25 protein-coding genes, 1 tRNA gene and 1 pseudogene are annotated in these 23,564 nt (G+C 56.9%); 16 read left to right on the forward strand and 11 right to left on the reverse strand.

Annotated features, from left to right (window positions below; translation table 11 throughout):
• Window positions 1-55: 55 nt before the first annotated feature.
• The 8 genes from ACQKEK_RS01585 (at window position 56) to ACQKEK_RS01620 (ending at window position 8,123) form a co-directional block, all read left to right on the forward strand.
• Window positions 56-1,399 (forward strand): lipopolysaccharide biosynthesis protein, encoded by a 1,344-nt coding sequence (locus ACQKEK_RS01585; RefSeq protein ID WP_499140859.1) that lies wholly within the window; start codon window positions 56-58, stop codon window positions 1,397-1,399.
• A 1-nt stretch (window position 1,400) separates the two neighbouring features.
• Window positions 1,401-2,630, forward strand: coding sequence for a glycosyltransferase family 4 protein (locus ACQKEK_RS01590; RefSeq protein WP_499140860.1), 1,230 nt, complete (start codon window positions 1,401-1,403; stop codon window positions 2,628-2,630).
• Window positions 2,627-2,800, forward strand: a complete 174-nt coding sequence (locus ACQKEK_RS01595) for a hypothetical protein (RefSeq protein ID WP_499140861.1) — start codon at window positions 2,627-2,629, stop codon at window positions 2,798-2,800. Before ACQKEK_RS01590 ends, ACQKEK_RS01595 begins: the two co-directional genes overlap by 4 nt.
• A 1-nt stretch (window position 2,801) precedes the next feature.
• Window positions 2,802-3,926 (forward strand): GDP-mannose 4,6-dehydratase, encoded by a 1,125-nt coding sequence (gmd, locus tag ACQKEK_RS01600; RefSeq protein ID WP_499140862.1) that lies wholly within the window; start codon window positions 2,802-2,804, stop codon window positions 3,924-3,926.
• 2 nt (window positions 3,927-3,928) lie between these two features.
• Window positions 3,929-4,897, forward strand: coding sequence for a GDP-L-fucose synthase (gene fcl, locus ACQKEK_RS01605; RefSeq protein ID WP_045429120.1), 969 nt, complete (start codon window positions 3,929-3,931; stop codon window positions 4,895-4,897).
• A 172-nt stretch (window positions 4,898-5,069) separates the two neighbouring features.
• Window positions 5,070-6,353: a hypothetical protein gene (locus tag ACQKEK_RS01610; RefSeq protein ID WP_499140863.1), complete on the forward strand. Its 1,284-nt coding sequence runs from the start codon at window positions 5,070-5,072 to the stop codon at window positions 6,351-6,353.
• Window positions 6,316-7,080, forward strand: a complete 765-nt coding sequence (locus ACQKEK_RS01615) for a glycosyltransferase (RefSeq protein WP_499140864.1) — start codon at window positions 6,316-6,318, stop codon at window positions 7,078-7,080. Before ACQKEK_RS01610 ends, ACQKEK_RS01615 begins: the two co-directional genes overlap by 38 nt.
• 62 nt (window positions 7,081-7,142) lie before the next feature.
• Window positions 7,143-8,123: a phosphoribosyltransferase family protein gene (locus ACQKEK_RS01620; protein ID WP_499140865.1), complete on the forward strand. Its 981-nt coding sequence runs from the start codon at window positions 7,143-7,145 to the stop codon at window positions 8,121-8,123.
• 59 nt (window positions 8,124-8,182) lie between these two features.
• On the opposite strand, the gene ACQKEK_RS01625 is transcribed toward ACQKEK_RS01620, so the two are convergent.
• On the reverse strand, window positions 8,183-9,232 hold the full coding sequence (locus tag ACQKEK_RS01625; RefSeq protein WP_499140866.1) for a glycoside hydrolase family 5 protein: 1,050 nt from the start codon (window positions 9,230-9,232) through the stop codon (window positions 8,183-8,185).
• 181 nt (window positions 9,233-9,413) lie between these two features.
• On the opposite strand from ACQKEK_RS01625, the gene ACQKEK_RS01630 reads away from it, so the two are divergent.
• On the forward strand, window positions 9,414-10,208 hold the full coding sequence (locus ACQKEK_RS01630) for a WecB/TagA/CpsF family glycosyltransferase (RefSeq protein WP_499140867.1): 795 nt from the start codon (window positions 9,414-9,416) through the stop codon (window positions 10,206-10,208).
• Window positions 10,209-10,266: 58 nt separating this feature from the next.
• Here the strand turns inward: ACQKEK_RS01630 and ACQKEK_RS01635 are convergent, their stop codons facing one another.
• From ACQKEK_RS01635 to ACQKEK_RS01645, 3 genes are all read right to left on the reverse strand, one after another.
• Entirely contained in the window at window positions 10,267-11,571 is a 1,305-nt protein-coding gene (locus ACQKEK_RS01635; protein WP_499140868.1) for a lipopolysaccharide biosynthesis protein, read from the reverse strand.
• Window positions 11,572-11,855: 284 nt separating this feature from the next.
• The gene (locus ACQKEK_RS01640) at window positions 11,856-12,434 is read right to left on the reverse strand and encodes a DUF488 domain-containing protein (protein ID WP_499140869.1); all 579 of its coding nucleotides are present in this window, start codon (window positions 12,432-12,434) and stop codon (window positions 11,856-11,858) included.
• Window positions 12,431-12,646 carry a hypervirulence associated TUDOR domain-containing protein gene (locus ACQKEK_RS01645; RefSeq protein WP_128119510.1) on the reverse strand — a complete coding sequence of 72 codons (216 nt, stop codon included), beginning with the start codon at window positions 12,644-12,646 and terminating at the stop codon, window positions 12,431-12,433. Before ACQKEK_RS01645 ends, ACQKEK_RS01640 begins: the two co-directional genes overlap by 4 nt.
• Window positions 12,647-13,164: 518 nt before the next feature.
• Between ACQKEK_RS01645 and ACQKEK_RS01650 the strand changes: the two genes are divergently transcribed.
• The 5 genes from ACQKEK_RS01650 to ACQKEK_RS01670 all read left to right on the forward strand — a co-directional run bounded on the left by ACQKEK_RS01650 (window position 13,165) and on the right by ACQKEK_RS01670 (window position 17,768).
• Complete coding sequence (locus ACQKEK_RS01650) at window positions 13,165-14,985, forward strand: glycoside hydrolase family 5 protein (RefSeq protein WP_499140870.1); 1,821 nt, start codon at window positions 13,165-13,167, stop codon at window positions 14,983-14,985.
• Window positions 14,986-15,431: 446 nt separating this feature from the next.
• Window positions 15,432-16,334, forward strand: a complete 903-nt coding sequence (locus ACQKEK_RS01655; protein WP_499140871.1) for a hypothetical protein — start codon at window positions 15,432-15,434, stop codon at window positions 16,332-16,334.
• Window positions 16,331-16,783 (forward strand): phage holin family protein, encoded by a 453-nt coding sequence (locus tag ACQKEK_RS01660; RefSeq protein ID WP_128119507.1) that lies wholly within the window; start codon window positions 16,331-16,333, stop codon window positions 16,781-16,783. Before ACQKEK_RS01655 ends, ACQKEK_RS01660 begins: the two co-directional genes overlap by 4 nt.
• Window positions 16,780-17,592 carry a DUF3618 domain-containing protein gene (locus ACQKEK_RS01665; RefSeq protein ID WP_499140872.1) on the forward strand — a complete coding sequence of 271 codons (813 nt, stop codon included), beginning with the start codon at window positions 16,780-16,782 and terminating at the stop codon, window positions 17,590-17,592. The genes ACQKEK_RS01660 and ACQKEK_RS01665 overlap by 4 nt, the downstream gene beginning before the upstream one ends.
• Window positions 17,593-17,692: 100 nt before the next feature.
• Window positions 17,693-17,768: transfer RNA gene (locus tag ACQKEK_RS01670), tRNA-Thr, on the forward strand.
• 24 nt (window positions 17,769-17,792) lie between these two features.
• Here ACQKEK_RS01670 and ACQKEK_RS01675 read toward each other — a convergent pair.
• From ACQKEK_RS01675 to ACQKEK_RS01700, 6 genes and pseudogenes are all read right to left on the reverse strand, one after another.
• Window positions 17,793-18,809, reverse strand: coding sequence for a phage integrase (locus tag ACQKEK_RS01675; protein WP_499140873.1), 1,017 nt, complete (start codon window positions 18,807-18,809; stop codon window positions 17,793-17,795).
• Window positions 18,806-20,085, reverse strand: a pseudogene (locus tag ACQKEK_RS01680) (phage replication initiation factor). The gene ACQKEK_RS01675 and the pseudogene ACQKEK_RS01680 overlap by 4 nt, the downstream one beginning before the upstream one ends.
• Window positions 20,086-20,152: 67 nt before the next feature.
• Window positions 20,153-20,482 (reverse strand): hypothetical protein, encoded by a 330-nt coding sequence (locus ACQKEK_RS01685; protein WP_499140874.1) that lies wholly within the window; start codon window positions 20,480-20,482, stop codon window positions 20,153-20,155.
• An 87-nt stretch (window positions 20,483-20,569) separates the two neighbouring features.
• On the reverse strand, window positions 20,570-20,959 hold the full coding sequence (locus tag ACQKEK_RS01690; protein ID WP_499140875.1) for a hypothetical protein: 390 nt from the start codon (window positions 20,957-20,959) through the stop codon (window positions 20,570-20,572).
• A complete protein-coding gene (locus ACQKEK_RS01695) occupies window positions 20,952-21,206 on the reverse strand; it encodes a hypothetical protein (RefSeq protein WP_499140876.1) in 255 nt (84 codons plus the stop codon). The genes ACQKEK_RS01690 and ACQKEK_RS01695 overlap by 8 nt, the downstream gene beginning before the upstream one ends.
• Window positions 21,199-21,480: a MerR family transcriptional regulator gene (locus ACQKEK_RS01700; protein WP_255829905.1), complete on the reverse strand. Its 282-nt coding sequence runs from the start codon at window positions 21,478-21,480 to the stop codon at window positions 21,199-21,201. Before ACQKEK_RS01700 ends, ACQKEK_RS01695 begins: the two co-directional genes overlap by 8 nt.
• A gap of 143 nt (window positions 21,481-21,623) precedes the next feature.
• On the opposite strand from ACQKEK_RS01700, the gene ACQKEK_RS01705 reads away from it, so the two are divergent.
• Window positions 21,624-21,896, forward strand: coding sequence for a DNA-binding protein (locus tag ACQKEK_RS01705; RefSeq protein ID WP_499140877.1), 273 nt, complete (start codon window positions 21,624-21,626; stop codon window positions 21,894-21,896).
• Window positions 21,897-21,963: 67 nt separating this feature from the next.
• Window positions 21,964-23,055, forward strand: a complete 1,092-nt coding sequence (locus ACQKEK_RS01710; RefSeq protein WP_499140878.1) for a hypothetical protein — start codon at window positions 21,964-21,966, stop codon at window positions 23,053-23,055.
• A gap of 38 nt (window positions 23,056-23,093) precedes the next feature.
• Here ACQKEK_RS01710 and ACQKEK_RS01715 read toward each other — a convergent pair whose 3' ends face one another.
• On the reverse strand, window positions 23,094-23,507 hold the full coding sequence (locus ACQKEK_RS01715; protein ID WP_499140879.1) for a glutaredoxin family protein: 414 nt from the start codon (window positions 23,505-23,507) through the stop codon (window positions 23,094-23,096).
• Between the last annotated feature and the right edge of the window lie 57 nt (window positions 23,508-23,564).

Below are 23,564 nucleotides of genomic sequence, written 5' to 3' on the forward strand. Positions count from 1 at the left end.
GGGGCTGCGAGTGAGCGCCATCGATCAGTCCAGCATGCGGCGCGGTTCGTCTCCAATGAGGGAACGTCTGGCCGCACTGCTGCGCGCGAGCATGCGCAGCAAGCTGCTGCGCAATATCCTGACTGTGGTGACCGGCACAGCCGGTGCGCAGGCGATCACCCTGGCCTTCATGCCGGTGATCACGCGCATTTACGGTCCGGAAGCGTACGGGGTACTCGGTACCTTTCTCAGCGTCACGATGATGTTGATCCCGGTCGCTGCGCTTACCTATCCCATCGCGATCGTGCTGCCCAAGCGCGATGGCGATGCGCGGGGGTTGGTGCGATTGGCGCTGGCGATAGCCTTGTCGCTAGCGACGGTGGTTGCGCTGGCATTGCAGTTCTTTGGCGATCAGCTTGCTCGAACCCTCGAGATCGAGATCATCCAGCCGTACCTGATGCTCATCCCGTTCGTGATGTTCTGTGGCGCGGCGCTCGAGATCTGTCAGCAGTGGCTGTTCCGCACCCAGCGCTTCCGTATCACGGCGAGCGTGGCGGTGGGGCACTCGTTGCTGTTCAATTCGATGCGGACCCTGGCCGGTCTGGTGCAGTCGTCTGCGCTGGTGCTGGTCTGCACCACCGCTCTGCAACAAGCGCTGCACGCAGCGATGTTGGGGCTGGCGATGCTGCGGGCCAAGCCTCATGCGGACAATCATATAGATGAAGTCGAGCAGGGCCGCCCCGGCATGCTCGAACTGGCTCGCAGGCACAGCGACTTCCCAAGGTTTCGCGCGCCGGTGATGTTGATCAATGCCGTGTCGCAGCATTTGCCGACGTTGGTGCTCGCCGCCTACTTTGGCCCGGCGGCTGCCGGTTTCTTCGCCCTGTGCAAGCAGGCGCTGACGATGCCGACCAACTTGATTGGCAAATCAGTAGCCGACGTCTATTACCCGCGCATCAGCCGCGCCATCCATGACCGCGAGCCGGTCGCGGCGATGCTGCTGAAGGCAACCGCCGCACTGGGTCTGGTCGGCTTGGTGCCGTTTTCCCTGGTGGCCGTGTTCGGCCCATGGCTGTTTGCACTGGTATTCGGTGAACAGTGGCATGTGGCGGGCGAATACGCCCGCTGGCTGGCCCTGGCCGAATACGTGATCTTCGTCTCGCGCCCTTGCGTGGTCGCGGTTCCGGCACTGTCGCTGCAAGCCCGTTTCCTGCTGTTCGAGATCTTCAGCACCAGCTTGCGTGTGCTCTCGCTGTTTGGCGGTGCGCTGTTGATCGGCACCGCGCTGGCCACCGTTCAGGCCTTCGCCGTTGCCAGCATCATCATCTATTCGTCGCTGATGGTGATCGTGTTGATTGCGTCGCGCAGGTGGTATGCGGCTCAGCAGAACGCGCAGCATCCAGAAGAGAGTTTCGATTGATATGAAAGTATTACATTTGGTCGCTGGCGAATTGACCGGCGGCGCCGCGCGCGGTGCCTACTGGCTGCATCAGGGGTTGCGATCGCTGGGTGTGGATTCCCTCGTCTACACCAATAGCCAGGAAACCCACGGCGACACCTCTGTGGTGTCCGTCAGCCGTAGCAAAAAAGACAAAATCATCAGCATCGCCAGAAGCCAGGCCGACCAAGCGTTCGCCAGCGTCTATCGCAAGCGCCAGTCGGGCATGTTCAGCGCAGGCGTCATGGGCGCCGATTTCACTGACAGCGCCGAGTGTCGCGAGGCGGACGTGGTGCATTTGCACTGGGTCAATGGTGGCTTCGTCGACATGAAGCATCTCGCCAAACTGCGTAAGCCTATTGTCTGGACCATGCGTGACATGTGGCCAATGACCGGCGGCTGCCATTACGCCATGGGCTGCGAAAAATTCACCACGGGCTGCGGCAGTTGCGATCAGCTGGGTAGCCAATCCGACAAAGACCTGTCGCGCTTCGTACTCAACCGCAAGCGCAAGTACCTGCCCGAATCGATGAAGATGATTGGCATCAGCGACTGGGTGTCCGAACAGGCCAGGCAAAGCCTGCTGTTCCGCGAATTCGATGTGCGCACCATCCACAACAATGTGGATGCCAGCGAGTTCTTCCCGCTGGACAAGGCCCTTGCCCGGCAATTGCTGGGACTGACCACCGAGAAAAAGATCATCCTCACCGGCTGCACCAGCGCCAAAGACACCTACAAGGGCTTCGGCAAGTACCTGGAGATGCTGACGCACCTGGATCCGGCCAAGTACCACCTGTGTTTTTTCGGCAGGTTAGACCAGTCCATTGCCGACGCCTTGGGCTTCGACTACACCTCGTTCGGCTACATGCACGACAGCATCTCGCTGCGCCTGCTGTATTCGGCCGCGGACGTGTTCATCGCACCGAGCCTGATGGAAGCATTCGGCAAAACCTTGGCCGAAGCCATGGGCTGCGGAACGCCCGTGGTGTGCTTCGACGCCACCGGCCCCAAAGACATCGTGACCCACAAGCAAGACGGCTATAAGGCCGCGCCCTTCGAAGCCCAGGGTTTAGCCGAAGGCGTCGAGTGGGTCACCGGCGAGGCGGACTATCAGCAGCTCGCGCTCAATGCGCGGGACAAGATCACCAGCACCTTCGACAGCCCTGTCATTGCCCGCCAATACCAGGCGCTGTACGAGGAAATGCTCGCATGAACGGTCCGTTCGTCCGCGCCGGGCAGGGCGGTAACGCCCCGTTAACGTCAACGGCCAACTATCGACTCAATCAGCTGCAAGGCGGGGCAGAGCGCTTGGTCGCCTCTGCGCTGTCTGCCCAGCATCAACTCAATACCCCTCTCGTCATCTGGAACCTACAGGTACTCTGAAATGGAAAAGAAACGCGCGCTGATCACCGGAATTACTGGCCAGGACGGTTCCTATCTCGCTGAGTTTCTGCTGGAAAAGGGCTACGAGGTACATGGCATCAAACGCCGTGCGTCGTCGTTCAATACGCAGCGGGTCGACCACATCTATCAGGACCGTCACGTTGAAGACCAGAACTTCGTGCTGCACTACGGCGACCTGACCGATTCGTCGAACCTGACCCGCATCATCCAGGAAGTCCAGCCGGACGAGGTCTACAACCTCGGCGCGCAGTCCCACGTCGCGGTCAGCTTCGAGTCGCCTGAATACACCGCCGATGTCGATGGGATGGGCGCTTTGCGCATCCTTGAAGCCATTCGCCTGCTGGGCCTGGAAAAGAAGACACGCTTCTACCAGGCCTCGACTTCCGAGCTCTATGGCCTGGTCCAGGAGATCCCGCAGAAGGAAACCACGCCGTTCTACCCGCGTTCTCCTTATGCGGTGGCCAAGCTCTATGCCTACTGGATCACCGTGAACTACCGCGAAGCCTACGGTATGTACGCCTGCAACGGGATTCTCTTCAACCACGAGTCGCCACGCCGTGGCGAGACCTTCGTGACGCGCAAGATCACCCGGGGCCTGGCGAACATCGCCCAGGGGCTCGAGACGTGCCTGCACATGGGCAACCTCGATGCGCTACGCGACTGGGGACATGCCAAAGACTACGTGCGCATGCAGTGGATGATGCTGCAGCAGGATCAGGCCGAAGACTTCGTCATCGCGACCGGCGTGCAGTACTCGGTGCGTGAGTTCATCAAGTGGTCGGCTGCCGAGCTGGGCGTTGAGCTGCGCTTCGAAGGGAGCGGCGTCGAAGAACGCGCCATCATTGCCGGTATCGAAGGGGACAAGGCGCCGGCACTGAAGGTCGGTGACGTTGTTGTCCGTATCGACCCGCGCTACTTCCGTCCCGCGGAAGTGGAAACCCTGCTCGGCGATCCGAGCAATGCCAAGAACAAACTGGGCTGGACGCCTGAGATCAGCGTGCAGGAAATGTGCGCCGAAATGGTTCGTGAGGACCTCAAGGTCGCCCAGCGCCATGCCCTGCTCAAAGAGCACGGTTTCGAAATTCCAGTGAGTGTGGAGAACTGAATATGAATCGTGACGCACGTATTTTCGTTGCTGGACATCGTGGCATGGTGGGTTCTGCGATTGTCCGCCGCTTGCAAGCGCTGGGATACACCAACCTCATCACGCGCGGTCGTGAAGAGCTGGATCTGGTCGATCAGGCGGCGGTCAATGCCTTCTTTGCTGAAAACAAAATCGATCAGGTGTACATGGCCTCGGCCAAGGTCGGCGGTATCCACGCCAACAACACCTATCCGGCCGAGTTCATCTATCAGAACCTGATGGTCGAGGCGAACATCATCCACGCGGCGCACGTCAACGATGTGAACAAGCTGTTGTTCCTTGGCTCGTCCTGCATCTATCCAAAGCATGCCGAGCAGCCGATGAAAGAAGAGGCGCTGGTGACCGGCGTGCTGGAACCGACCAATGAGCCTTACGCGGTTGCGAAAATCGCCGGCATCAAGCTCTGTGAAAGCTACAACCGCCAGTATGGGCGGGACTATCGCAGCGTCATGCCGACCAATCTCTACGGTCCCAACGACAACTTCCATCCGGAAAACAGCCACGTGGTGCCAGCGCTGCTCAAGCGCTTTCACGAAGCGACCCAGCGTGGCGACAACGAAGTGGTGATCTGGGGCAGTGGCAAGCCTCAGCGTGAATTTCTCCATGTCGACGACATGGCCGCCGCCAGTGTGCATGTGATGGAACTGGACGACGAAACCTATCAGGCCCACACCCAGCCGATGCTTTCGCACATCAACGTCGGTACTGGCGTGGACTGCAGCATCCGCGAACTGGCGGAAACCATTGCGCGGGTCACCGAATACCAGGGTGAGTTGAAGTTCGACAGCAGCAAGCCGGATGGCACGCCGCGCAAGCTGATGGATGTCTCGCGCCTCAAGGCGCTGGGCTGGCAGTCGAGCATCAGTCTGGAAGACGGTCTGCGCGACGCCTATCGCTGGTTCGTCGAAAACCAGCACCAGGCGCGTCACTGACCGAAAGAGCTGCCGCCAGGGATGCATCTTGCAGCAGCGGACCTTTCGTCCGCTGCTGTTGTCCATCCATGGCGCACGTTTTCCTCGCCGCAGTGGGCCGCCTCATCCAAGTCATCAGGATGGGCTGCTCGGTTCTATGTTTCGCCCGTCAATCGGATACTGGAGAGAGCGCTTGTTAAGGAAAGTTCTGGCGTACAAGAATCTGTTGTTCATCCTGTTACTGCTGAACTCGACCTGCTTCTTCCTGACGGATGACAAACGGGCCGGGATCGCGTACTTCCAAGAGCTGTTCCTGCTGCTGGTGGTTGCGGCAACGGCCTGTCTGTTCGTAGCGTGGAAATGGGTCTATCAGTCCAAGACGAGCCTGTGGATCATTTTCATGGGCTGCCTGTTACCGGTGATATCGGCGGTACTCGCCAACCTGAACTTCGGTCAGCCGCTGGCGTATGGCTTGCTGGAAGAACGTCGTTTCTTCCAGTACCTGGTGTTCTTTCCGACGCTGTTCTTGTTGATCAAGGCATCTCCCACCCAGGAAGAGCTGGCGAAGTACTTTCTCTATGTCGCACTGTTTTGCGCGACGCTGGGCTTTGCCTACTACTTAGGGATCATTCCCCAGAACCAGATCGCCGCGTTCACCGTCGATGACTGGACGCAGTATGAAGACCTGCTGCGCCCGAATCGTTTTCGTATCGGCTCGCCGTTCGTGACCGTTGCCGTGTTCATGGTGATGTACAGCATGAAGGACCGCGTCACTCTTGGGCGGCTGGCCATTCTTCTCTATTTCGTCGCCTACCTTTGGTTGGTCATGCAAACACGCCAGACCATGCTCGTCTGGGCGCTGGCCGGGGTATGGGTTTTCCGCAAGCGTATCGACTCGTTAATGAAGCTGAGTGCGCTGGGTGTGATAGTTCTGGTGGTGTCGTATCTGCTGGTTCCGGAGTTTTATCACGAGCAGTTCGCACGCTTCGACGCCTTGCTGTTCGATGCGACATCCGGGCCTGGGGTGCGTGACACAACTGTTTCGGTGATTCTCGACGCCATCAGCGCGAACAATTATTTCGGTATGGGCGCGCTGTCCCTGCAATGGAATGGCGGGTTCTCAAGGATCTATAACTCGCACTTCTATCTGGCGGATGTCGGAATATTCGGCGTCTATCACCGCTACGGTTTCCTGACGCCAGTCGTAGTCCTGATGTTCTATGGCGGCTTCATCTGGGTCATGCGCCAGTGTTCGGACAAGGGCAACCTTCTTGCCGCATTACAGCTTTCGTTCGTGGTGAGCATGCTGAATATCACTCTGTCCAACGCGCTGACGTTCTCGGGCGACGTGTATGGAATGGCGGCTGCGTTCTTTCTCTATTACGCCAAGTTGCAGATGGCGGATGCTCCTCTCAATGCAAGTCTAGAACAGGTGAATTATGGTCAGTTTCAGTATCGTAACTATAAACTGGAATAATTTTGATGGCCTGAAGGAAACCTATCGGAGCCTGGCCAGCCAGACTCACCGGAACTTTCGCTGGATCGTAATTGACGGTGCGTCAAAAGATGGCAGTGGTGAGTGGTTAAGAAGCCTGGATGACAGTCAGGCAGAAATAACGATAGAGCCGGACAAAGGCATCTACGATGCAATGGAAAAAGGGCGCCAAAGAGCCGTTGAGACCCCCGGCTATACCCTGTTTCTAAACAGTGGCGATTCCTTTGCTGATCCGAATGTACTTGAGCGGATCAATGAAGAATTAACGAATGCCACCGTCGCACCAAAATTCATTTACGGCGATTTTTATCGCAAAGAAGCTAGCGGCGAGTTGAAGCTTACCGCCGCTCGGCCCATTGAGCGCGCACCGCTCGGTTTGCCGGCTAGCCATCAAACGATGTACTTCGAGAACGAGCGGCTGCAGCGGTTCAAGTTCCGGTTGGATTACAAGTTGTCGGCCGATTACTGCTTGCTGCTCGAGTTTCTCCAAGGGCTGGACCTGCAGGCTGAAGTTCTTCAGTTGCCTTTCCCGCTGTGCATTTTCGATACAACCGGTGTTTCACATAAACGACGCTTCGAGGCGATTCGTGAAGACATGGATATCAGGCAGCGCTTTCTGAATTTTTCCAAACCTAATGCGTTAGCGCTCTATGCGCTGCATTACGTGCATACGCACTCCAAGCAATTGCGCGCCTCGTTGGGGCGCTGAGCAACAGGTAACCGACCTAAGAAAATGGACTGTCAAAAGAACAGGGTGCAGGAGAGAGTTCGATGAATTACCGAAGCCTGAATGATCTGTCGCGGCTGAGTACAGAATGTGCCGGCAAAATTCCCAACGATGTCGATCTGGTTGTCGGCATACCAAGAAGTGGGATGTTGGTCGCCAGCATCATTGCGCTGAAACAGAATCTTCCGTTGACGGATCTCTACTCATTCCTGCGCAACGACGACCTGAAGAAGGGCAGTACCCGCACCTACAAGCATGCTGAACTGGTCAAACCAAGGGAGGCGAAAAAGATTCTGCTGGTCGACGACAGTATTTCATCGGCTAAGTCCATGCGTGCCGCGGAAGAACAGGTTCGTGCGAGCTATGACGGCCATGTGGTGACCATGGCGGTATTTGCCGAGAAACATAATCGGCACCATGTCGACTTTCACCTCGAGCTCGTCGAACAGCCTCGGGTCTTCGAATGGAACGTCATGCACCATCCTTACCTGGCGCAAGCGTGCCTGGATATCGACGGTGTGCTCTGTATCGACCCGACCAACGAAGAGAACGATGACGGCCCGAACTATCGGGAATTTCTCAGCTGCACGCGCCCTTTATTCATTCCCTCGGTCAAGGTCGCGCACTTGGTGACCAGTCGGCTGGAGAAGTATCGCGCCGAAACGGAAGAATGGCTGGAACGCAACGGCGTGCAGTACGGAACGCTGCACATGCTGGATCTGCCCACCGCCGAAGAACGCCGGCGCTTGAACATCCATCACAAGTTCAAGGCGGAGGTGTATGCCAAGCAACCGCTGACACGATTGTTCGTCGAAAGCGAAGTTAGGCAGGCCGTCGAGATCATGAAGCTCAGCCGCAAGCCGGTCTACTGCATCGAGACCAATGAGATGTATGTGCCTGGGCAGGTCTACAACCTCAAGGCCAATACGCTGCGGAAAACTCACAGTCTCAAAGCGAAACTGATTGGGAAGGCCAAGTCGATATTGAGCAGGTGGGCGCCCGTAGCGCCATCATCGAAGAGTTGAAGGCGAGGTTGGTTGTGTATCCAAGGTTTGCAACCAACCTGCCGTCCGCATGAATACAGTCAGTGGTTAGGTCCGATGCGAGTGCATTCGCCCTGGCCGACGTATTTGCTGAGTACATCCCACTGAGGGCGGTCTCGGCCGTCCTTGGTGGGCTCGACGGATAGTTTGTATTTGCCCCAGGAAGAGCCCGCCGCCCAGTAGGTAATCGGGATGCAGTGCTCCTGCAGATAAGCCAACAAGTTATCCATGGCTTCGAGGTAGCGAGGTTCATCGGCGGGAATGCCGAACTCGCCAATATGGCCTTGTTTGTCGTGCTCGATCAGCCAGTCGATAAAGGGTTTGACGCGCTTGACGCCTAGCATGGTGTCGAAGTTTTTCTCCAGCGGCTCCTTGTAATGTCCGCTGCCATGTTTATCGATGTACAGGTGAGCTGAAAATATCAACTTGTCGGAGGGGTCATTCAGTTGCAACAACGGATCATTGAATTTCGGCCAGCGATAACTGCTGGACCAGAAGTTGCCCTCGATAAGCAGGGGCCGCTTCTGGTCATGTTTTCTGATGGCGTCGATACCGGCCTGAGCGGCAGCCGGCCAGTATTCATCGGCGCCATGTGGCTCGTTCATGATGTCGTAGGCATAAAGGCCTTTTTCATCTTTCCAACGCTTGGCCACACGTTCGAGCAGATCGGCATATGCCGATATCGGCACGGCCTCAGTGCCGATTATCTGCTTGCGATAACGGGCATAGTTATGAATATCGAGGATGACGCGCATGTCGTATTGAGCGGCCTGTTGCAGAGTCTGGTCGATCAGTTCCGCATAGTCCTCGTCAAGTTCGGCATTCAATGCTGGTTGCAGGCGCTCCCACATAATGGGGAAGCGGATGGTCTCGATACCCTTGGCTTTCCACTGGGCAAGGTAGCCGGGCGCAGGGAAGAAATAATTTGTTTTATATTTTCCGGGGATGACATTACCGGAAAATGCGGCTCCGCCAATATTCAATCCAACCAGATCGATATTTTCTGCGTAGCTAGCGGCACTCGAGAGGGCAAGCGTGAGTCCGAGGAGTATTCCTTTTGACCGGTCCGAAGCGCTGCGTGTCCTTAACATCTCACTACCTCATTCTGCTCTTTGGGACGATACCGCGGCTGCGGCTGCTTCGTTTGTCCGGTGACGGCAGGCATTGTTCATTTTTGACAGGCGAATCTTTCCGCCTGGCGGCGCACGACCACCAAGATTGCTGTCGGACGCCAACAACTTTTTTCACGGGTTACAAACAGAGAATCTATTTATGAAAAATCCCCTCACCAAAAGGATGGATCCTTTGATAGGGAAGCTGAAACTACTGGAAGAAGCCGATACAGGTCCTTTCATCTCTGAACTGAAAAAGCGTGACTCACCGACGATTCTTGGCTTTCTCAATCAGCACGGCTACAACATTGCGCAGCGTCAGCCGGCGGTGTTGGATAGCTTTCTGCAGGTCAACTACCTCCTGCGCGACGGGATAGGCATCAAGATGGCCTGCTCATTCAATGGGCGGGATCCCAAGGCCAACCTCAATGGGTCAGACTTCATTCCTGAGCTGATCGAGGATCTGGTAGGCGAGTCCAAAGACCGCTACGAGCTGTTTGCCATGGGCACCCGTGAACCCTGGCTCAGCGAGGGTGCGCGCAACCTGTTCGGAAACAGGCATTTCCATGCCATCGATGGCTTCAAGGCGCCCGAGGATTATCTGGCGTTCTACCAGAAGCAACACGTGCCTGGTCGCTATCCAATCATCGTGCTGGCCATGGGTATGCCCAAGCAGGAGCGCGTTGCGCTGCACCTGCAGAAGGCCATGGATACCCGTGCGCTGCTGATTTGCGGCGGCGCCATTCTGGACTTTTCGGCGCAACGTTTCCCCCGTGCACCCATTGTCTTTCGTCGCCTGGGGCTGGAGTGGGCATTCCGCATGCTCATCGAGCCGCGCCGGCTGTTCAAGCGTTATGCCATCGGTATTCCCGTCTTCTTCTATTACCTGTCGCGTAACGCACTCTCCAGTGCTCGCCGTGTAGGTGACTGGAACGCGCTAAAGCGCGAGCCCTGAGCCATCTCCGCTGTCTGTCGCATGGCCATGGAGGGTCACGGCAGAAAGGCGGTGATGACTATCGTGGAATCACGCGTAACGACATCAGCAGGCTGAACAGGTAATGCGCCGAGAGCGTGATGGCGTAAACCAGCAAAACCGAAGTAATCGGCAGCTCAAGCAGGTAACCGCTGGCGAAGCAGGCGAGGGTGAGCACAGCCCGTTGTATGTTCAATGCCAACAGCAGCCGCTGCCCCTGGAAGACCGAAAGCAGATGCGAAGCGGGCGCATGCATGAATTGGAACAACAGATAAATCGCCAATAACGACGCCATTTCGCCCGCCATCGTCCATTCAGTGCCAAACGCCAACGCAAATATTCGCTCACCGAAGAGCAGCAGTAGTAGCGTCGGCGCGAGCGCGAGGGCGAGCAACCGCTTGATCACCGAATAGGTCAGCGTACGAATTTCCGTGGGGCGCTTACGCCCAATAGTGGCGATTTCAGCGTAATAGGCCTTGCTGGTCGAATGCCCGAGCAGATTCATCGGTAAAGCCAGCGTCATCATGGCCAGCCCGAGTTGGCCCGTCGTCCGCGGGTCGTAGAGCGCGGCGGTTAGCAGCAAAGGCGCCTGGCTGGAGAATATCTGCAGCAACTGTGAAGGCAGGCGGTAGATAGGAAAGCTTCGGTAATGCCGCATTAGCCGCCAGGCCCGTAACAATGTGACGTGGCGCCAGTAGCGCTTCACATCAGCATCGAACAACCGCATCAGCCTGATTGTTCCCGTGCCAGCCCCCAACACCTGGCCAGCCAGTAGCCCGACCGGCTTTAGTCCCAGCAATCCCAGCGCCACCTTGGCAATCGAACCCACAACGCTCTGCTGCAGCTGGGTGCGTGCGATGGCCGGATAGGCGCGTCGGCGTACGGCCCAGATCAACAGCACCTCATAGATACCCGCGCTCGTCAATGCGACCCCTAGCATCCAGCGATACGGCATCAGCGCTTCCATTGAGACCAGGGTCAGCAAAGCGGGGCCGGCGAGCCACAACAGGACGCTCACCGTTACTGTTGCCACGGTTACGAAGATCGCGGACAGAACCATCAGCGTCATCGCAGTGCCGTCCCTGCTAGGCAGCGGAACCGCGAGCTCGTAGCGCAGCGTCATCATGGGGGTAAGAATCAGCAGCAGCGCGGTAAAGACCGACAGGACAGCGAAATGCTCGGGGCTGTAGATGCGAGTGAGGAGCGGGATAGATGCGAGGCCAACAATCCGGGCCAAGCCGTTGCCGACGGCCAGCGTCGCCATGCCCTTGAACACCTTGGCGGAGGCGTTTCCGGCCAGTTGTTGTCGGGCTGCGAGCAGTTTGCCCATAAGGAGGCTATTCACTCGAACTCCCTTCCCGGTGGGCGAGCCGCCTGTGCGACACGCGTGGTTCCCAGCGGAGCACCATTCTTAGAGTGGGTTATGCCGCACGATGCTTGAAGTACATCTGGCAATAAGAAGCTGCTCCCCTGAAAAAGTTTCTGCGGCGGGTAGGCAGTTTTGTCGCATGGACGGTATCGACGCCTTCTGATCAGCGCCGAAGGTCTTTTCGCATAGGGAGCTGACAGATGCGGTCGGAGCATCTGCAGGCACGCCACGACCTGGTTGCTCTTGCGATGGAATCGGCGCTAGCCAATGCCTGGTTCGGATGTCTTAAGCGGCTGCCCGATGCCCTCGTCATAAACCAACTCACCGTGGTTGAGTCTTGCTGGCGAGGTATAGGGGTGGCGTGTCAGGCGTTGTTCGTCCTGGATATGCAGCACTTCGACGCCGCGCAACTTCAGAACATCCGACACCATGGAGCGGTGGCATCGCCACCAGAGCACTTCGGCACACATGATCGCGGTGGGTTTCTCGGCTGCCAAGCGCAAGAGCTGTTGTATCCCGCAGGCGAACTCGTCGGTGTGCAGGTGTTCGGCGTAGCCACGAAAGGAGCTATTGCGCCATGCGCTCGCGCTCGCGCTCGGTCCCGGCGTGGCCCGCCGCCGGCCCCCAAGCGCTTCGATCCACTCATAGGCGATCCCATGCTCGGCGAGCGAGGCTTCGAGGGTTGCCGACATGAATTGCGGTAACCGCCTTGAGCCCGGAAAACGCCGCACATCGGCGATGGCCTGGATGCCGTAGTGCTCCAGTAAGGCGATGAAGGTCTCGGTTGTTCGGGTGGAATGGCCGACGGTCCAGATCTGCTGGGGCTGAACCGGGCTCATTTAATCCGGCTCAGCGCGCCGCCCTTGTGCATTGCAACGTGATCGGTCTTGTCGCTTTCGATCTCGTATTGAGGTTCTTCAGGGCTGGCGTGTCGCGTGTGGCCTTTGTAGTCGGTGTCTCGGGTATGCACTTTGACGATGCGCCCCGTGACGTGCCCGGCTTCAGAATTCCAGCGTACGTGGTCACCCTTTTCGAATCGTTCTTGCGACATAGATCGTTTCTCCATCTTCGATTTCGCCATAGCCACGCCTTCTTTCATGAGTGGAAGCGATGCTTCCTCCTCTATCAGCGACCGGAAATCAGGTTTCCTTACGTCTACCGTTTGTCGGGTTAATTAATAGGCCTGTGCTTAGCGACCGCTCTAGGGATTCAAAAAAATGACGCTGTAGCTGGTGTAACCGCAACGGGCTAAAGCGGATTAAACCCTATTTGCAGTGATGGCACTAAGCCACGTAATAATAGCGGATTAATGGCCGGTCAAAATTGTGACGTAGGATTGGCGATCTAAACCCGTCAAATAAATTTTGAATCGTTTTGGAAACCTATTATAAAGACGCCACGCAACGGATTGCCGGGTTTCACTACTGGTGATCCGGTGTCGTTGCAACGCGGTTCGTCCGGTTGCGCAAGTGATGCATCTGCCCCAAGCGCCTGTACGACTTAATTACAACTCCCGCTACTTTTTTAAAGGCTCCGGCCTTTAGAAGTATTAAGTTTCGGAGAGACTAAATGTCTACCAATGTATTTATGGGCGCCCCTAAGGCACTCGTTCGTTCTATCGCGCTCGCTGCAGTATTCAGTGCTGTTACCTTTACAGGCGAAGTGGCTGCTGCCGTCACAGCAAGTACCTCTTCCTCGACCGCTTTCACGTCTTCGATCAACAAGTTCACCAGTAACGATTTCCTTAACGGCGTATGGCGTCGCACCGCCGCGTTGTCCGTGCCGGCCACTTCGGCTTCGATCGCTGCATTCAAGCCGGGCGTTCAGATCAAGTTCGCTGACGGCCAGGTACGCAAGATTTCCAAGGTCTTCAAGGTTGGAAGCAATCTAAGCATCTACGTACATGGTGGTCTGTTGGATGGCGGAAAAGTCGGCGCCCCGCGCACCGTAAGCACCGTGGTTGCGACTGCAGCCCCTAGCGCGCCAGCTGCCCCGGCTCCGGTTGTAACCGCCCCCAGTGCACCTAGCAGCACTTACACCGCTTCGATGAACAGCTTCACCAACTCCGATTGGGAGAGCGGCATCTATCGCAAGTCCGCCGGCTTCTCGATCCCGGACACCGGTGCAAACAAGGCCGCGTTCGCAGTCGGTTCATCGGTCAAGTTGGCCGATGGCCAGGTGCGTACGGTCGCTGCGGTCTATGACGTAGGCGCGCATCTCTCTGTCATGCTTAAAGGCACTGCGCTGTCCGCCAGCGCTGTCGGCTATCCCAAGACCATCAGTGTTGTATCCAGCAGCACCGGCACGGCTACCCCGCCAGCGGCCGTTGCGCCTGCTCCAGCGCCAACCCCTGCTCCAGCGCCAACCCCTGCACCAGCCCCGACTCCAGCGCCTGCTCCGGCTCCGGTGGTCAGCGATGGCAGCGGTATCGATCTGGTTGGTGTGAACTTCGGTTCGGGCGTGTTCGATCCGGGCACTGTTCCGGGTATCTACAATAAGGGCTATACCTACGCGGACGAGTCCTACTACAAGCGTCACGCCGGGCTCGGCTTCAAGCTGGTTCGCCTGGGCTTCCTCTGGGAGCGTATCCAGCCCAAGCTGGGTACCGAACTGGACGCAGCCGAACTGGGCCGCATCAAGCAGTCGCTTGATTATGCGCAAAAGCACGGCATCAAGATCATCTTGGATATGCACAACTACTATCGCTACTACGGCAAGGTAATTAACTCGCCGGAAGTGCCGCGCGCCCAGTTCGCCGAGACCTGGCGCAAGATTGCGGTAGCGCTGTCCAAGCACCCTGCGCTGTATGGCTACGGGCTGATGAACGAGCCTTACAACACTGGCAACAACATGTGGCCGCAAACTGCACAGGCTGCTGGTCAGGCGATCCGCAAGATCGACCCGAGCACCTGGATCATGGTCGCTGGCGACCGTTACTCCAGCGCTTTCCATTGGCAGAAATACAACACCTCGCTGATCAATGATCCGTGGATGCGCGATCCGAAGAACAACCTGGTATACGAAGCGCACCAGTACCTGGACTTCGATTACTCCGGTACCTACACCAAGCGCGCTGAAACCTTCGCACCGATGCTGGGTGTTGAGCGGGTGAAGCCTTGGGTCGAGTGGCTGAAGAAAAACAAGCTGCGTGGTTACATCGGCGAGCATGGCATTCCGGACTTCTCTCCATCTGCTGTAGTCGCTACCGACAACCTGCTGGCTTACCTTGCTGAGAACTGCATCCCGAGCACCTACTGGGCTGCCGGTCCGCGCTGGGGAGAGAACATCATGTCTCTGGATGTTCGAAGCGGTAAGCATCGTCCACAGCTGGCTCCGCTGCAAAAGCATGCCGCTGCCAAGAAGACATGCTCCACCATCGGTCCGCTGTAACAGCGACTGATTTAAAGAACGGGCCTTCGGGCCCGTTTTTATTGTCTGGGGGATTCTTGTCTGCGAATAACAGTGCAGCTCGTCGGCTGCGGTTCCGCTCTGAAACTATCGCGAGATGAGTTTGGCAATCAGCGATACATACAACGAATGCACATGTTGCCGTTTCGCTTGCTATTTGCCGCTTCGCTTTAACGCAGTATTCATGCGGCATAGCGCGAAATGGTTGGCGAAGTGCCACTTGGCGAAGTGGCCGAAGTTCATTTCGTGTTTAGTTTTCATGAGCTTGTGAAGGGCACTTCTCATGGTCCCGAAAGAATGGAACTCAAAAATCTACCCCCGGTCACCATATATGTGCGCACCGAAAATACACAGTTCGCGGCTCACCGCTCCTACTGTGTCCCTACGGACCGTGGTCTTCCGGCCAAGCCATATAAAAGGTGAATCAAATGACTACACCCGACGAAGAAATTACTGGTTACGGTGGCCAACCTAAGACCGGCCCCAATTCCACAACCAGCTCCACTGGCTCTAACGCCACCAGCTCGACGAGTTCGAGCACGGGGTCGAGTGGAAGCCATACCTCAAATCAAAGCTCCAATACAGGCTCCAGCACAGCCGGACATGCCACTGAAGATGCCAAGGCGAAAGCTCGTCAAGCGGCCGATCAGGTAAAAACTCAGGGCAAATCTCAGTTGGAAGGCTATCGGGAAACCGCAGCTGATGAAATTGAGAAAGTCGCCCAAAGTGCTAAAGCTGCTGCTCAAGAGCTAGAAGGGCAAGACCGCTTTGGGCTGTCCAACTACGTCTCTGACATGGCGCAAAGCATGGTGCAGTTCTCCGATAGTCTGCGTGGCAAGAGCGTGGACGAGCTGTTCCAAGACGTGAATCGTCTTGCACGAAATAACCCCGCTCTGTTCCTCACCGGGAGTGTAGCTTTGGGCTTCGGCCTTACCCGTTTTGCCCGCGCTTCGAGCAAGCGTGCATCGCAAGAAGATTATGGCCATCAGAGCAGCCATGCGGTCGGTGGCTCCAGCAGCCATCACAGTTCCGACCAAGATGAGCTAAACGATCGTCTCAGCACAGGTGAGCCGGGCTCTATCGGTAGTGTTAGCAATGCAGGCGTTTCGTCTGCAACCAGCACTTCCAGGCCGACCACCGGAACCTCTGTAGGTACCGGCTCAGCTACCGGCGTTGGAACAGGCCTTGGCACAGGCTCCACTGGGACGGGCGCCCGTACTGGCGCCAATACCAGCAACGGGTTGGGTGTTGGCTCGAACGCTGGCTCCAGCAGCACGGGTTCCACTACCAGCCGCGACGGCAAGGGTACCGACGGAGGACTTTTCCCATGAGTGAAGCACGTAAGACAACGAACACGACCTCCACAGCCAATACGACCGCAGAGCCTGGCCACCGCGCCGAAAGCGACACTTCTGTAGGTGGACTGCTTCGTCAGCTAACGCACGAAGTGCCGTCCTTGATCACCAAGGAGCTGGCGCTGGCGAAGGCTGAAATGACCGAGTCGATCCGCGCGACCAAAGCGGGTGCTGGCAGCGTCGCTACCGGCGGTGCAGTGCTTCTCGGCGGATTCATCGTTCTACTGATGTCGGCCGTATACGGGCTGAGCAACGTGGTGGAGCCTTGGCTCGCCGCGCTGATCGTCGGCGCTGTCGTAGTGGTTATCGGGTTGATCATGGTGTCGTCCGGCAAGAAGAAGTTTCAGGCTTCTTCGTTCAAGCCGGAGCGCACCATTCATTCGGTCAATAAGGATAAAGAAGCTGTGAAGGGGCACACATCATGAGCACACGTAATCAGATTGATGCCGAAGCGCAAAAGGATCCGAACGAGCTAGAGCGAGAGATCGATCAGACCCGTACCGAGATCGGCAACATTGTTCATGCGCTTGAGAACAAGCTGTCTCCCGGTGAGTTGATCGATACCGCACTGGGCTACGTCAAAGGTGGCGGTGGCGAGTTCTTCAGTAACCTTAGCAATACGGTAAAGGCCAATCCGGTGCCGACCGTGCTCACCTCGATCGGCCTGATCTGGATGATGGCTGGGCAGAATCGCCAGCCTCACTCCAACGTCACCACAGCGGGTTACAACACTGGTTCGAATGGCCCGTCGATGGGTGACAAGCTGTCCGCCAAAACCGCTGGCATCAAGCAGCAAGGTGCCAGCATGAAAGAAAAGGCCAGCCATATGGGTCAGAGCGTTTCCGAGTCGTTGGGCAGTGCGCGCACTCGAGCAAGCGACTCCAGTCGTCAGGCATCTGCGCGGCTTCGCGGTGGTGCAGACCGGGCGCGTGGCGGATTCAACCAGCTGTTGCAGGAGCAGCCCTTGGCTCTTGGTGCGATCGGTATCGCTTTGGGCGCTTTGATTGCTGCATCGGTCCCACCATCCCGTCGTGAAGACGAAATGCTCGGTGAGGCCAGCGATCGCATGACCGATCAGCTTCGCCACAAAGCGGAAGAGGGCTATCAAAAAGCTTCCGCCAAAGGTGAAGAAGTGGCGAATCGCGTCAAGCAGGACGTCAGCAACAGCAGCGATAGCAACCGCTCGAACTCCGGCTCGACTGGTACTGCCGGTACGACGTCAGCCGGTATATAACGCAGCGCCACGCTGAGTCGACTTAGGTCGGTGATAGCGTTTGTTTCGCCGGTGCGGGCTTGAGTCCGCACCGGCGAAATTCGATAATGCGCCGCCCGGCGCCGGTGTAGCTCAGTAGGTAGAGCAGCGCATTCGTAATGCGAAGGTCTGGGGTTCGACTCCTCTCACCGGCACCAATGAAATCAAAGGGTTAGCTTCGGCTAGCCCTTTTTCGTTTGGGATGGTGTCTCACAAGTGTCCCGTTCTTGTCTCAGCAATGCGAACGGCGAATGGGTGAGGGCGGTCGCGAAGTGATCCGGCGCCAGGTGCGAGTAACGCATCGTCATCTTGATATCGCCGTGCCCCAGGATTCGTTGCAGCGTGAGGATGTTGCCGCCCTGCATCATGTAGTGACTGGCGAAGGTGTGCCGCAGGATGTGGGTCAGCTGGCCGGGGGTATGCAGACCGGTGCGTTCGTAGGCTTTGCGGAACGCCGATCGACAGGAGCTGAACAGCCGGCCCGATCCAGGGTAGCCACGCTCCAGCATTAGCTTCACCAAGTCATCAGGCACCGGGATCGAGCGGACGCGACCATTCTTCGTCCGAGAGAATCGTACCTGTCCATTGGCGAGCTGATTGCGGGTGATCGATTCAGCCTCGTCCCAGCGGGCGCCGGTAGCCAAGCAGAGTTTCGCGACGGGCAGGGTATGGCTGTTGGTCGAGCGGGCGCATTCATTCAGCACCAGTCGGCATTCGTCCAGGGTGAGAAAGGTCAGCTCGGTTTCGTCGATACGCAGTTGCCGCAGATTGGCGAGCGGATTGGCTTCATGCCAGACGCCCAGACGGATCAATTCGTTGAAGACGGCTTTCAGATACCGATGCTCGTGGTTCACCGTTGCCGGGGTGCAGCTCTTGAGCCGTTCGGCCCGATAGCGACTGAACTCCAGGGCGGTCAGCGATGAGGCAATCGGATTACCCAGGGCTTCGACAATCGCCAGGGTTCGCCCGTAGCGTCGCTGGTCCTTGAGCTGTACCCCGTGCAGCTCGTACCAGACTTGCACCAGATCGGCTAAGCGCTCACCGGGATCACGGCCACGACGGCTATAGTCTCGACGCAGGTCTGCCACCCAACGTTCGGCTTCGCTTCTGGTGCGAAAGGCGCGTTTACGCTTGCGGATGCCGGCGGTTCTATCCAGCCAGAAATCTACGTCCCAGCCGTTCGGTCCCTTGGTGATCAAACGGCACGCCCCCAGCGAACATGGCGTTCCTCAAGCAATGCCCTGATGTGCTTGTATAGATCCCGCTCGCTCATCTCCTTGGCGGCGTAGTGATCGCGGATGACCGGCCAGCAATCCCATTGCTGTAGGGTCTCGAATGCCTTCTTAGCGCCCACCCGCTCCCTTGCCAGCAGGCTTACGAAGTTTCCCAGGAACAGCTCCACGTTCTTGCCCGAGAAGCCTCGAGAGGTCTTGTAGTAGCGTTTGTACTCGGTGTCATCGATCAGCGAATCCACCGCCACATCAACCCGCACGTCATCGCGCATCAGTGTCCAGATCGGCTCGTAGTAACCCGGGCGGGCGATCAACTTGAACTGGCGCAGACCGTAGCGCCACAGACCGTCAAGGTGAGCGGAGAAGGTATCGAAGGAATCCGTCTCGATGGCTTTGCCGGTCTTCACGTCAATCGAGCCGCTGGCGAACTGCTGGATGACCGAATGGTGATAACGCAGCTCGACCCGCCACACATCCTGGGATGGATCGTAGTTGTCCGGGTCGCCAGCATCGAACGAATCACGACGCCGCCAGACGCTTTCCCAGAAGTCAAGCTTGTCGGTCGCGCGGGCCTGCTCGGTCTTGTTGTAGATGCACAGCTGCACACCACCGGCAGAACCGAACATTGAGGTTTCACCCCGCCCGTAGACGCTCGACTTGGTGGCCCACTCAATCTGGTTGATGCCCGAGATGTCGCGGTGCGTCCTGGCCCGGCAATGGAGGCGGGCGACCAGATCTACCGGAGGTGTCCAGCCTTGCAGATCCAGGGCAAGGTGGACGGCACACTGATTGCGTTTCCGATGAGTCATCACGGCGGCAGCGTAGTAGTCCATCCGCTCTTGCAGCCGTTCCGGTGACAGCGCGTCGATGGCGTGCGGCGACACTTCGATTTTCAGATGAGGCCGATGTGCTCCAGCTTGGCGTTGAAGTTCTTGATTAGCAGGATGAAGCCCAGGTCAGCGTTCTGCAGCTTGTACTGATATCCCGAGTCCCGGCCCACACGCCCGGCATGCCAAATCTGCCCGGCAAACTCGACCATTGCGCCCGGTTTCTCGAACAGCGCCATGATCTCCGGTCGGATCAATCCGCGGTACAGCTGGCGAACCGTATCGACGCCGCAGCCGAGCAGGCGAACGCCTAAGAGGTCTTTGAAGCCCGTATAGCCAATGTCCAGAAAAAGCCGGCCTTTGCTGCTTTCTTCTCCGGTGGTGCGATCAACGCGGATGAAATCTTTAACTTGCATCAGTTCTACCTTTATTGAGCGTTTGCCACTGAATCCACAACTGGTTATCTGACGTGTTACAGGGACGTCAGCGCGGCGGCGCGCGCTGGCTGCGCACGCTCACGCGCTTCGTGCCTCCGCGCGTGTGAGAGTGCTCGGCCAGCGCGCACCAAGGTTTCTCAATCCAGTTGGTTGGGTCAGAGAAATAATCGATCGGATCACTAGGGCAGGCGCGCTCATAGGGAGGGGCGAGCAGAGCGGGTTTGCCGTTGGGCGGCAGCGCGGCGACCCAGGCGCTCCAGGGAATGAGGCCGATCAGTAGTAGAAACAACAGATGGGGGCGCTCGGTCAGCTGCGCGGCGAAGGTATGAGGGAGGCGGGCGAAAGCAAAGCACACCAAGGGCGCTGCCCTTGTCATCCCGCTCTTGCCGCCGAGGGCTCGGGAGTGTGGGGTGGAGAAGCTACCCCACACTCCGAGCGATAGGCTGTTCATGATCGTGCAGGGTCAAGGGTGCGCTGCGCCCGTGCTTCCGTTCGACGGAACGGTGAAGCTGTTCCGACGAGCCGGGAGCGCGGCCCTTGACCTTGCAGAGTTGGGGAGGGCGATACGGCCCAGTACGTTGCCGGAACCATGCCGGTCGCGGTGCCGCATCACCCTGATCGTGCGAATGTCCGAGAAGAACACTTCGTTGGGGTGGCGCTCCTGCGCGTTGAGATCGAAGGTCAGGAAATACGCTTGGTCGTGAACGCCTTCCATCGGCAGCGCGACACCTACGATATGCAGGCAGTACCAGTAGGATTCCGGCTCATCGTCCCAGTGCAGCTCAACGAGAACGGTCTGGCCGATGTACTCCTGGGCAGTGGCGGCATCCACGACGGCGTGCTGGCTAGTCATGGCTGTAATCCCCTGCAGCGAAACTCTCCTTTCCACTCAGCAGGTCGGACCGCAGCTTGCCCACGTTCACCATGCGGAAGTCGGCAAAGGTGACGCTGGGTAGCGTGCCGTTCTCTACCCATTCAACGACTTCCTCCACCGGAATGCCGCTGGCCGAGGCGAAGGTCACGATGCTGCACAGGTTGCTGATGGCCGCGCCCAGGGGCACAACGTTGCTGCCGGTTTGGTCTGCGTTCGACTTACTCATCGGTGTAGTCCCCCTGGGCGAAGATGGTTTTGCCCTTTGCCAGATCGGCGCGGAGCTGTGCGAGGTTGACGAGGCGAGGGCGGCCCATCTTGATGCTGGGCACCGTGCCGCTCTGCATCCAGGCAATCACGGTGTCGACGGAAACACCGTTCATGGCAGCGAAGGTTTCCTTGCTGCAGGTGAGCGCGTTACGGCAGTCGAGATAGATCACTCGCTTGCCGTCCAGATCGAAGCTCACGTCGAAAGGTGGTTGTTCTAGATGCTGTGTACTCATCGCCTATCCCTGCCTTTGAAATGCTCATAAACTGTGATTAACGGGTGTTCTGGCAGACAAATATGTTGTCTGTCGAGGCTACTGTACAGACAACTATTTTGACAGACAAACTGTTTGTCTATTGAATATTAGAATTTTTCGGAATGAGAGAAGAGCGCATCAGGGCCTTAGTGAAATACCTCAGCCCAGCAGTCGTTGCTAAAAAGACAGGCCTTGACCGACGGCGCTGGGGAACTGTTGCGCACAACTTGAAGGTGAAGGTGCGCATCGAGGACATGGACGCATTGCTTGATGCGTTCCCCGAGTACGAGCTTTGGGTGTGGAAAGGGGAGGTCGATCCTGCGAAGGGGCAGGTCAGCCCAGCCTACGCCGAAGCGGACCTAAAGTTGGCGGAACAAAACGCGGGCAGCAAATAACAGCGTAACCAGCCCAGCAGTTTTTTCAGTCAAGGCGTAAATTTTTTATTCTTAAAGGGGCATGGGAATGGATGCCGATGTAATGGATCTCAAAAAAGCACTCTTCGATTATAACGATTGTTCAGCGTATAAGCCTGGCGTCAAGATTTCTGAAGATACCACAATAGTGCATGTGGCCTCGCAGGGTTCTAATTACGTAATCTATTATACCGAGGAGGACTTCTCTGTTCAGTGGACTTCTAACGGGGTTGCGGCTGATAAAATCGAGCGGTTAAGAGAAATCGACTCGGTCATGGCATTGGCACAAGAAAAGTTTCTTGGGGTGCATCATCCGGCAGTAGATGCGCACTATTCCATCGCGATTTCGAGTGTGCTTTCAGGGCAGGGCGAAGAAGGTATTCATAAGGCAGTTGAGGAGCTGAAGGAGCGCATAGCATCTACGCCGAAGACAAAGCGAGTCATAGCTTTGAGTCGGAAATTGCAGGTTTGGATAAATGGATCTTCCAATCTTGACTACAATTGTAACGCGATAACTAAAGAGGAGCGTCGTGCGTTACATGGCTTTAGAAAGTCGTTTGCTCATGCTCAGAGTGTCTTGTTGGGTGAGCTGGATGCGGATGCTAAAGAGAAGGCTTCATTGAAGATTGGTATCGCATTTACCGAAGCGTTTTCATGCGCAGAAGAAAGCGAGATTGATAATATATATGCTGACGTTCGGCATCAGATTAAAGAGATTGCGGAAAATATACTTAAGTCTAATTATTTGTGGTTGGCGACCTTTTTAACTTGCTTTTTTGTTTTGTTGTCCTTCGTGGCGTATTACTTTTACCTTTTGCCGGATAGTCTTCGACCTGCGTTGATTCCTGTTGCGGGCGGTTTTGTAGGTACATACTTATCTGTTCTTGCTAGATCTAATGAGCTTGTAATTAGTGATCTTAATTCAGATAAATTAGTTTTGCTACAGGGTATGCTTAGAGTGCTAATGGGAGGTATATTTGGACTGCTGGCATACGCGCTTGCTATGTCTGGACTGGCGTTTAGTCTTTTCAAAGAGGGCACATATTCTCTTCTGTTGTTAGGAGCTATATCCGGGTTTAGCGAAAGACTCGTTCCAGATCTGATTGATACCCTTTCTAGAGGTAGCGATAATCCTAGATAACAAAAAAGGGACAGATTTATTTTTCTGTTGGAGACGTGTCACGGGTAACTGCTCTGGAAATCTGCAACGGTAAATCCATTCAGTCGCTTGTTTTCTACCAATATGACGGGCACGCCATTGCCGCCCATCGCATCATAGGCTCTGCGGGCGTTCTGGTTTTTCTCTATATCGTGTTCAACAAAGCTGATGCCGTTGCGCTGGAGATACTGGCGGGCCTGCTTGCAGTGCCGCACCAGGCTGCTAAGTACATGATGACGCGTCGCGATGCTGTGCCCCTGGGCTGGCGGGAAGGATTCGTAGCTGACGCTTTCGTAGGAGTTGATCTTGAGCGAGAGTTGCTCGGCTTGGTCCTTATCCTTTGGCTTGTCGCCGGGCTTCCATGCAGGGGAGGGCGTGCTGGCCGACCCAGGAGCGCCACTGTTTAGGCGGAAGGGGTGCCCTTTCAGCCTCAAACACGATGCAACGGATACTAGCCAATGACCCTCATGTACGGAAGCCCCGTATTTACA

Origin of the sequence: Pseudomonas sp. NPDC077408, assembly GCF_050269105.1 — a bacterium.
In the GTDB taxonomy this organism is placed as follows: Bacteria; Pseudomonadota; Gammaproteobacteria; order Pseudomonadales; family Pseudomonadaceae; genus Stutzerimonas.

Excerpts from the sequence above, each read along its gene's own strand:
- ACQKEK_RS01665 (WP_499140872.1), top strand. The coding sequence starts at position 16,780 with ATGAGCACACGTAATCAGATTGATGCCGAAGCGCAAAAGGATCCGAAC.
- ACQKEK_RS01615 (WP_499140864.1), top strand. The coding sequence starts at position 6,316 with ATGGTCAGTTTCAGTATCGTAACTATAAACTGGAATAATTTTGATGGC.
- fcl (WP_045429120.1), top strand. The coding sequence starts at position 3,929 with ATGAATCGTGACGCACGTATTTTCGTTGCTGGACATCGTGGCATGGTG.
- ACQKEK_RS01685 (WP_499140874.1), bottom strand. The coding sequence starts at position 20,482 with ATGACAAGGGCAGCGCCCTTGGTGTGCTTTGCTTTCGCCCGCCTCCCT.
- ACQKEK_RS01595 (WP_499140861.1), top strand. The coding sequence starts at position 2,627 with ATGAACGGTCCGTTCGTCCGCGCCGGGCAGGGCGGTAACGCCCCGTTA.
- ACQKEK_RS01655 (WP_499140871.1), top strand. The coding sequence starts at position 15,432 with ATGACTACACCCGACGAAGAAATTACTGGTTACGGTGGCCAACCTAAG.
- ACQKEK_RS01695 (WP_499140876.1), bottom strand. The coding sequence starts at position 21,206 with ATGAGTAAGTCGAACGCAGACCAAACCGGCAGCAACGTTGTGCCCCTG.
- ACQKEK_RS01660 (WP_128119507.1), top strand. The coding sequence starts at position 16,331 with ATGAGTGAAGCACGTAAGACAACGAACACGACCTCCACAGCCAATACG.
- ACQKEK_RS01625 (WP_499140866.1), bottom strand. The coding sequence starts at position 9,232 with ATGTTAAGGACACGCAGCGCTTCGGACCGGTCAAAAGGAATACTCCTC.
- ACQKEK_RS01705 (WP_499140877.1), top strand. The coding sequence starts at position 21,624 with ATGAGAGAAGAGCGCATCAGGGCCTTAGTGAAATACCTCAGCCCAGCA.
- ACQKEK_RS01645 (WP_128119510.1), bottom strand. The coding sequence starts at position 12,646 with ATGTCGCAAGAACGATTCGAAAAGGGTGACCACGTACGCTGGAATTCT.
- ACQKEK_RS01640 (WP_499140869.1), bottom strand. The coding sequence starts at position 12,434 with ATGAGCCCGGTTCAGCCCCAGCAGATCTGGACCGTCGGCCATTCCACC.
- ACQKEK_RS01620 (WP_499140865.1), top strand. The coding sequence starts at position 7,143 with ATGAATTACCGAAGCCTGAATGATCTGTCGCGGCTGAGTACAGAATGT.
- ACQKEK_RS01710 (WP_499140878.1), top strand. The coding sequence starts at position 21,964 with ATGGATGCCGATGTAATGGATCTCAAAAAAGCACTCTTCGATTATAAC.
- ACQKEK_RS01650 (WP_499140870.1), top strand. The coding sequence starts at position 13,165 with ATGTCTACCAATGTATTTATGGGCGCCCCTAAGGCACTCGTTCGTTCT.
- ACQKEK_RS01590 (WP_499140860.1), top strand. The coding sequence starts at position 1,401 with ATGAAAGTATTACATTTGGTCGCTGGCGAATTGACCGGCGGCGCCGCG.
- ACQKEK_RS01690 (WP_499140875.1), bottom strand. The coding sequence starts at position 20,959 with ATGACTAGCCAGCACGCCGTCGTGGATGCCGCCACTGCCCAGGAGTAC.
- ACQKEK_RS01700 (WP_255829905.1), bottom strand. The coding sequence starts at position 21,480 with ATGAGTACACAGCATCTAGAACAACCACCTTTCGACGTGAGCTTCGAT.
- ACQKEK_RS01630 (WP_499140867.1), top strand. The coding sequence starts at position 9,414 with ATGAAAAATCCCCTCACCAAAAGGATGGATCCTTTGATAGGGAAGCTG.
- gmd (WP_499140862.1), top strand. The coding sequence starts at position 2,802 with ATGGAAAAGAAACGCGCGCTGATCACCGGAATTACTGGCCAGGACGGT.
- ACQKEK_RS01585 (WP_499140859.1), top strand. The coding sequence starts at position 56 with ATGAGGGAACGTCTGGCCGCACTGCTGCGCGCGAGCATGCGCAGCAAG.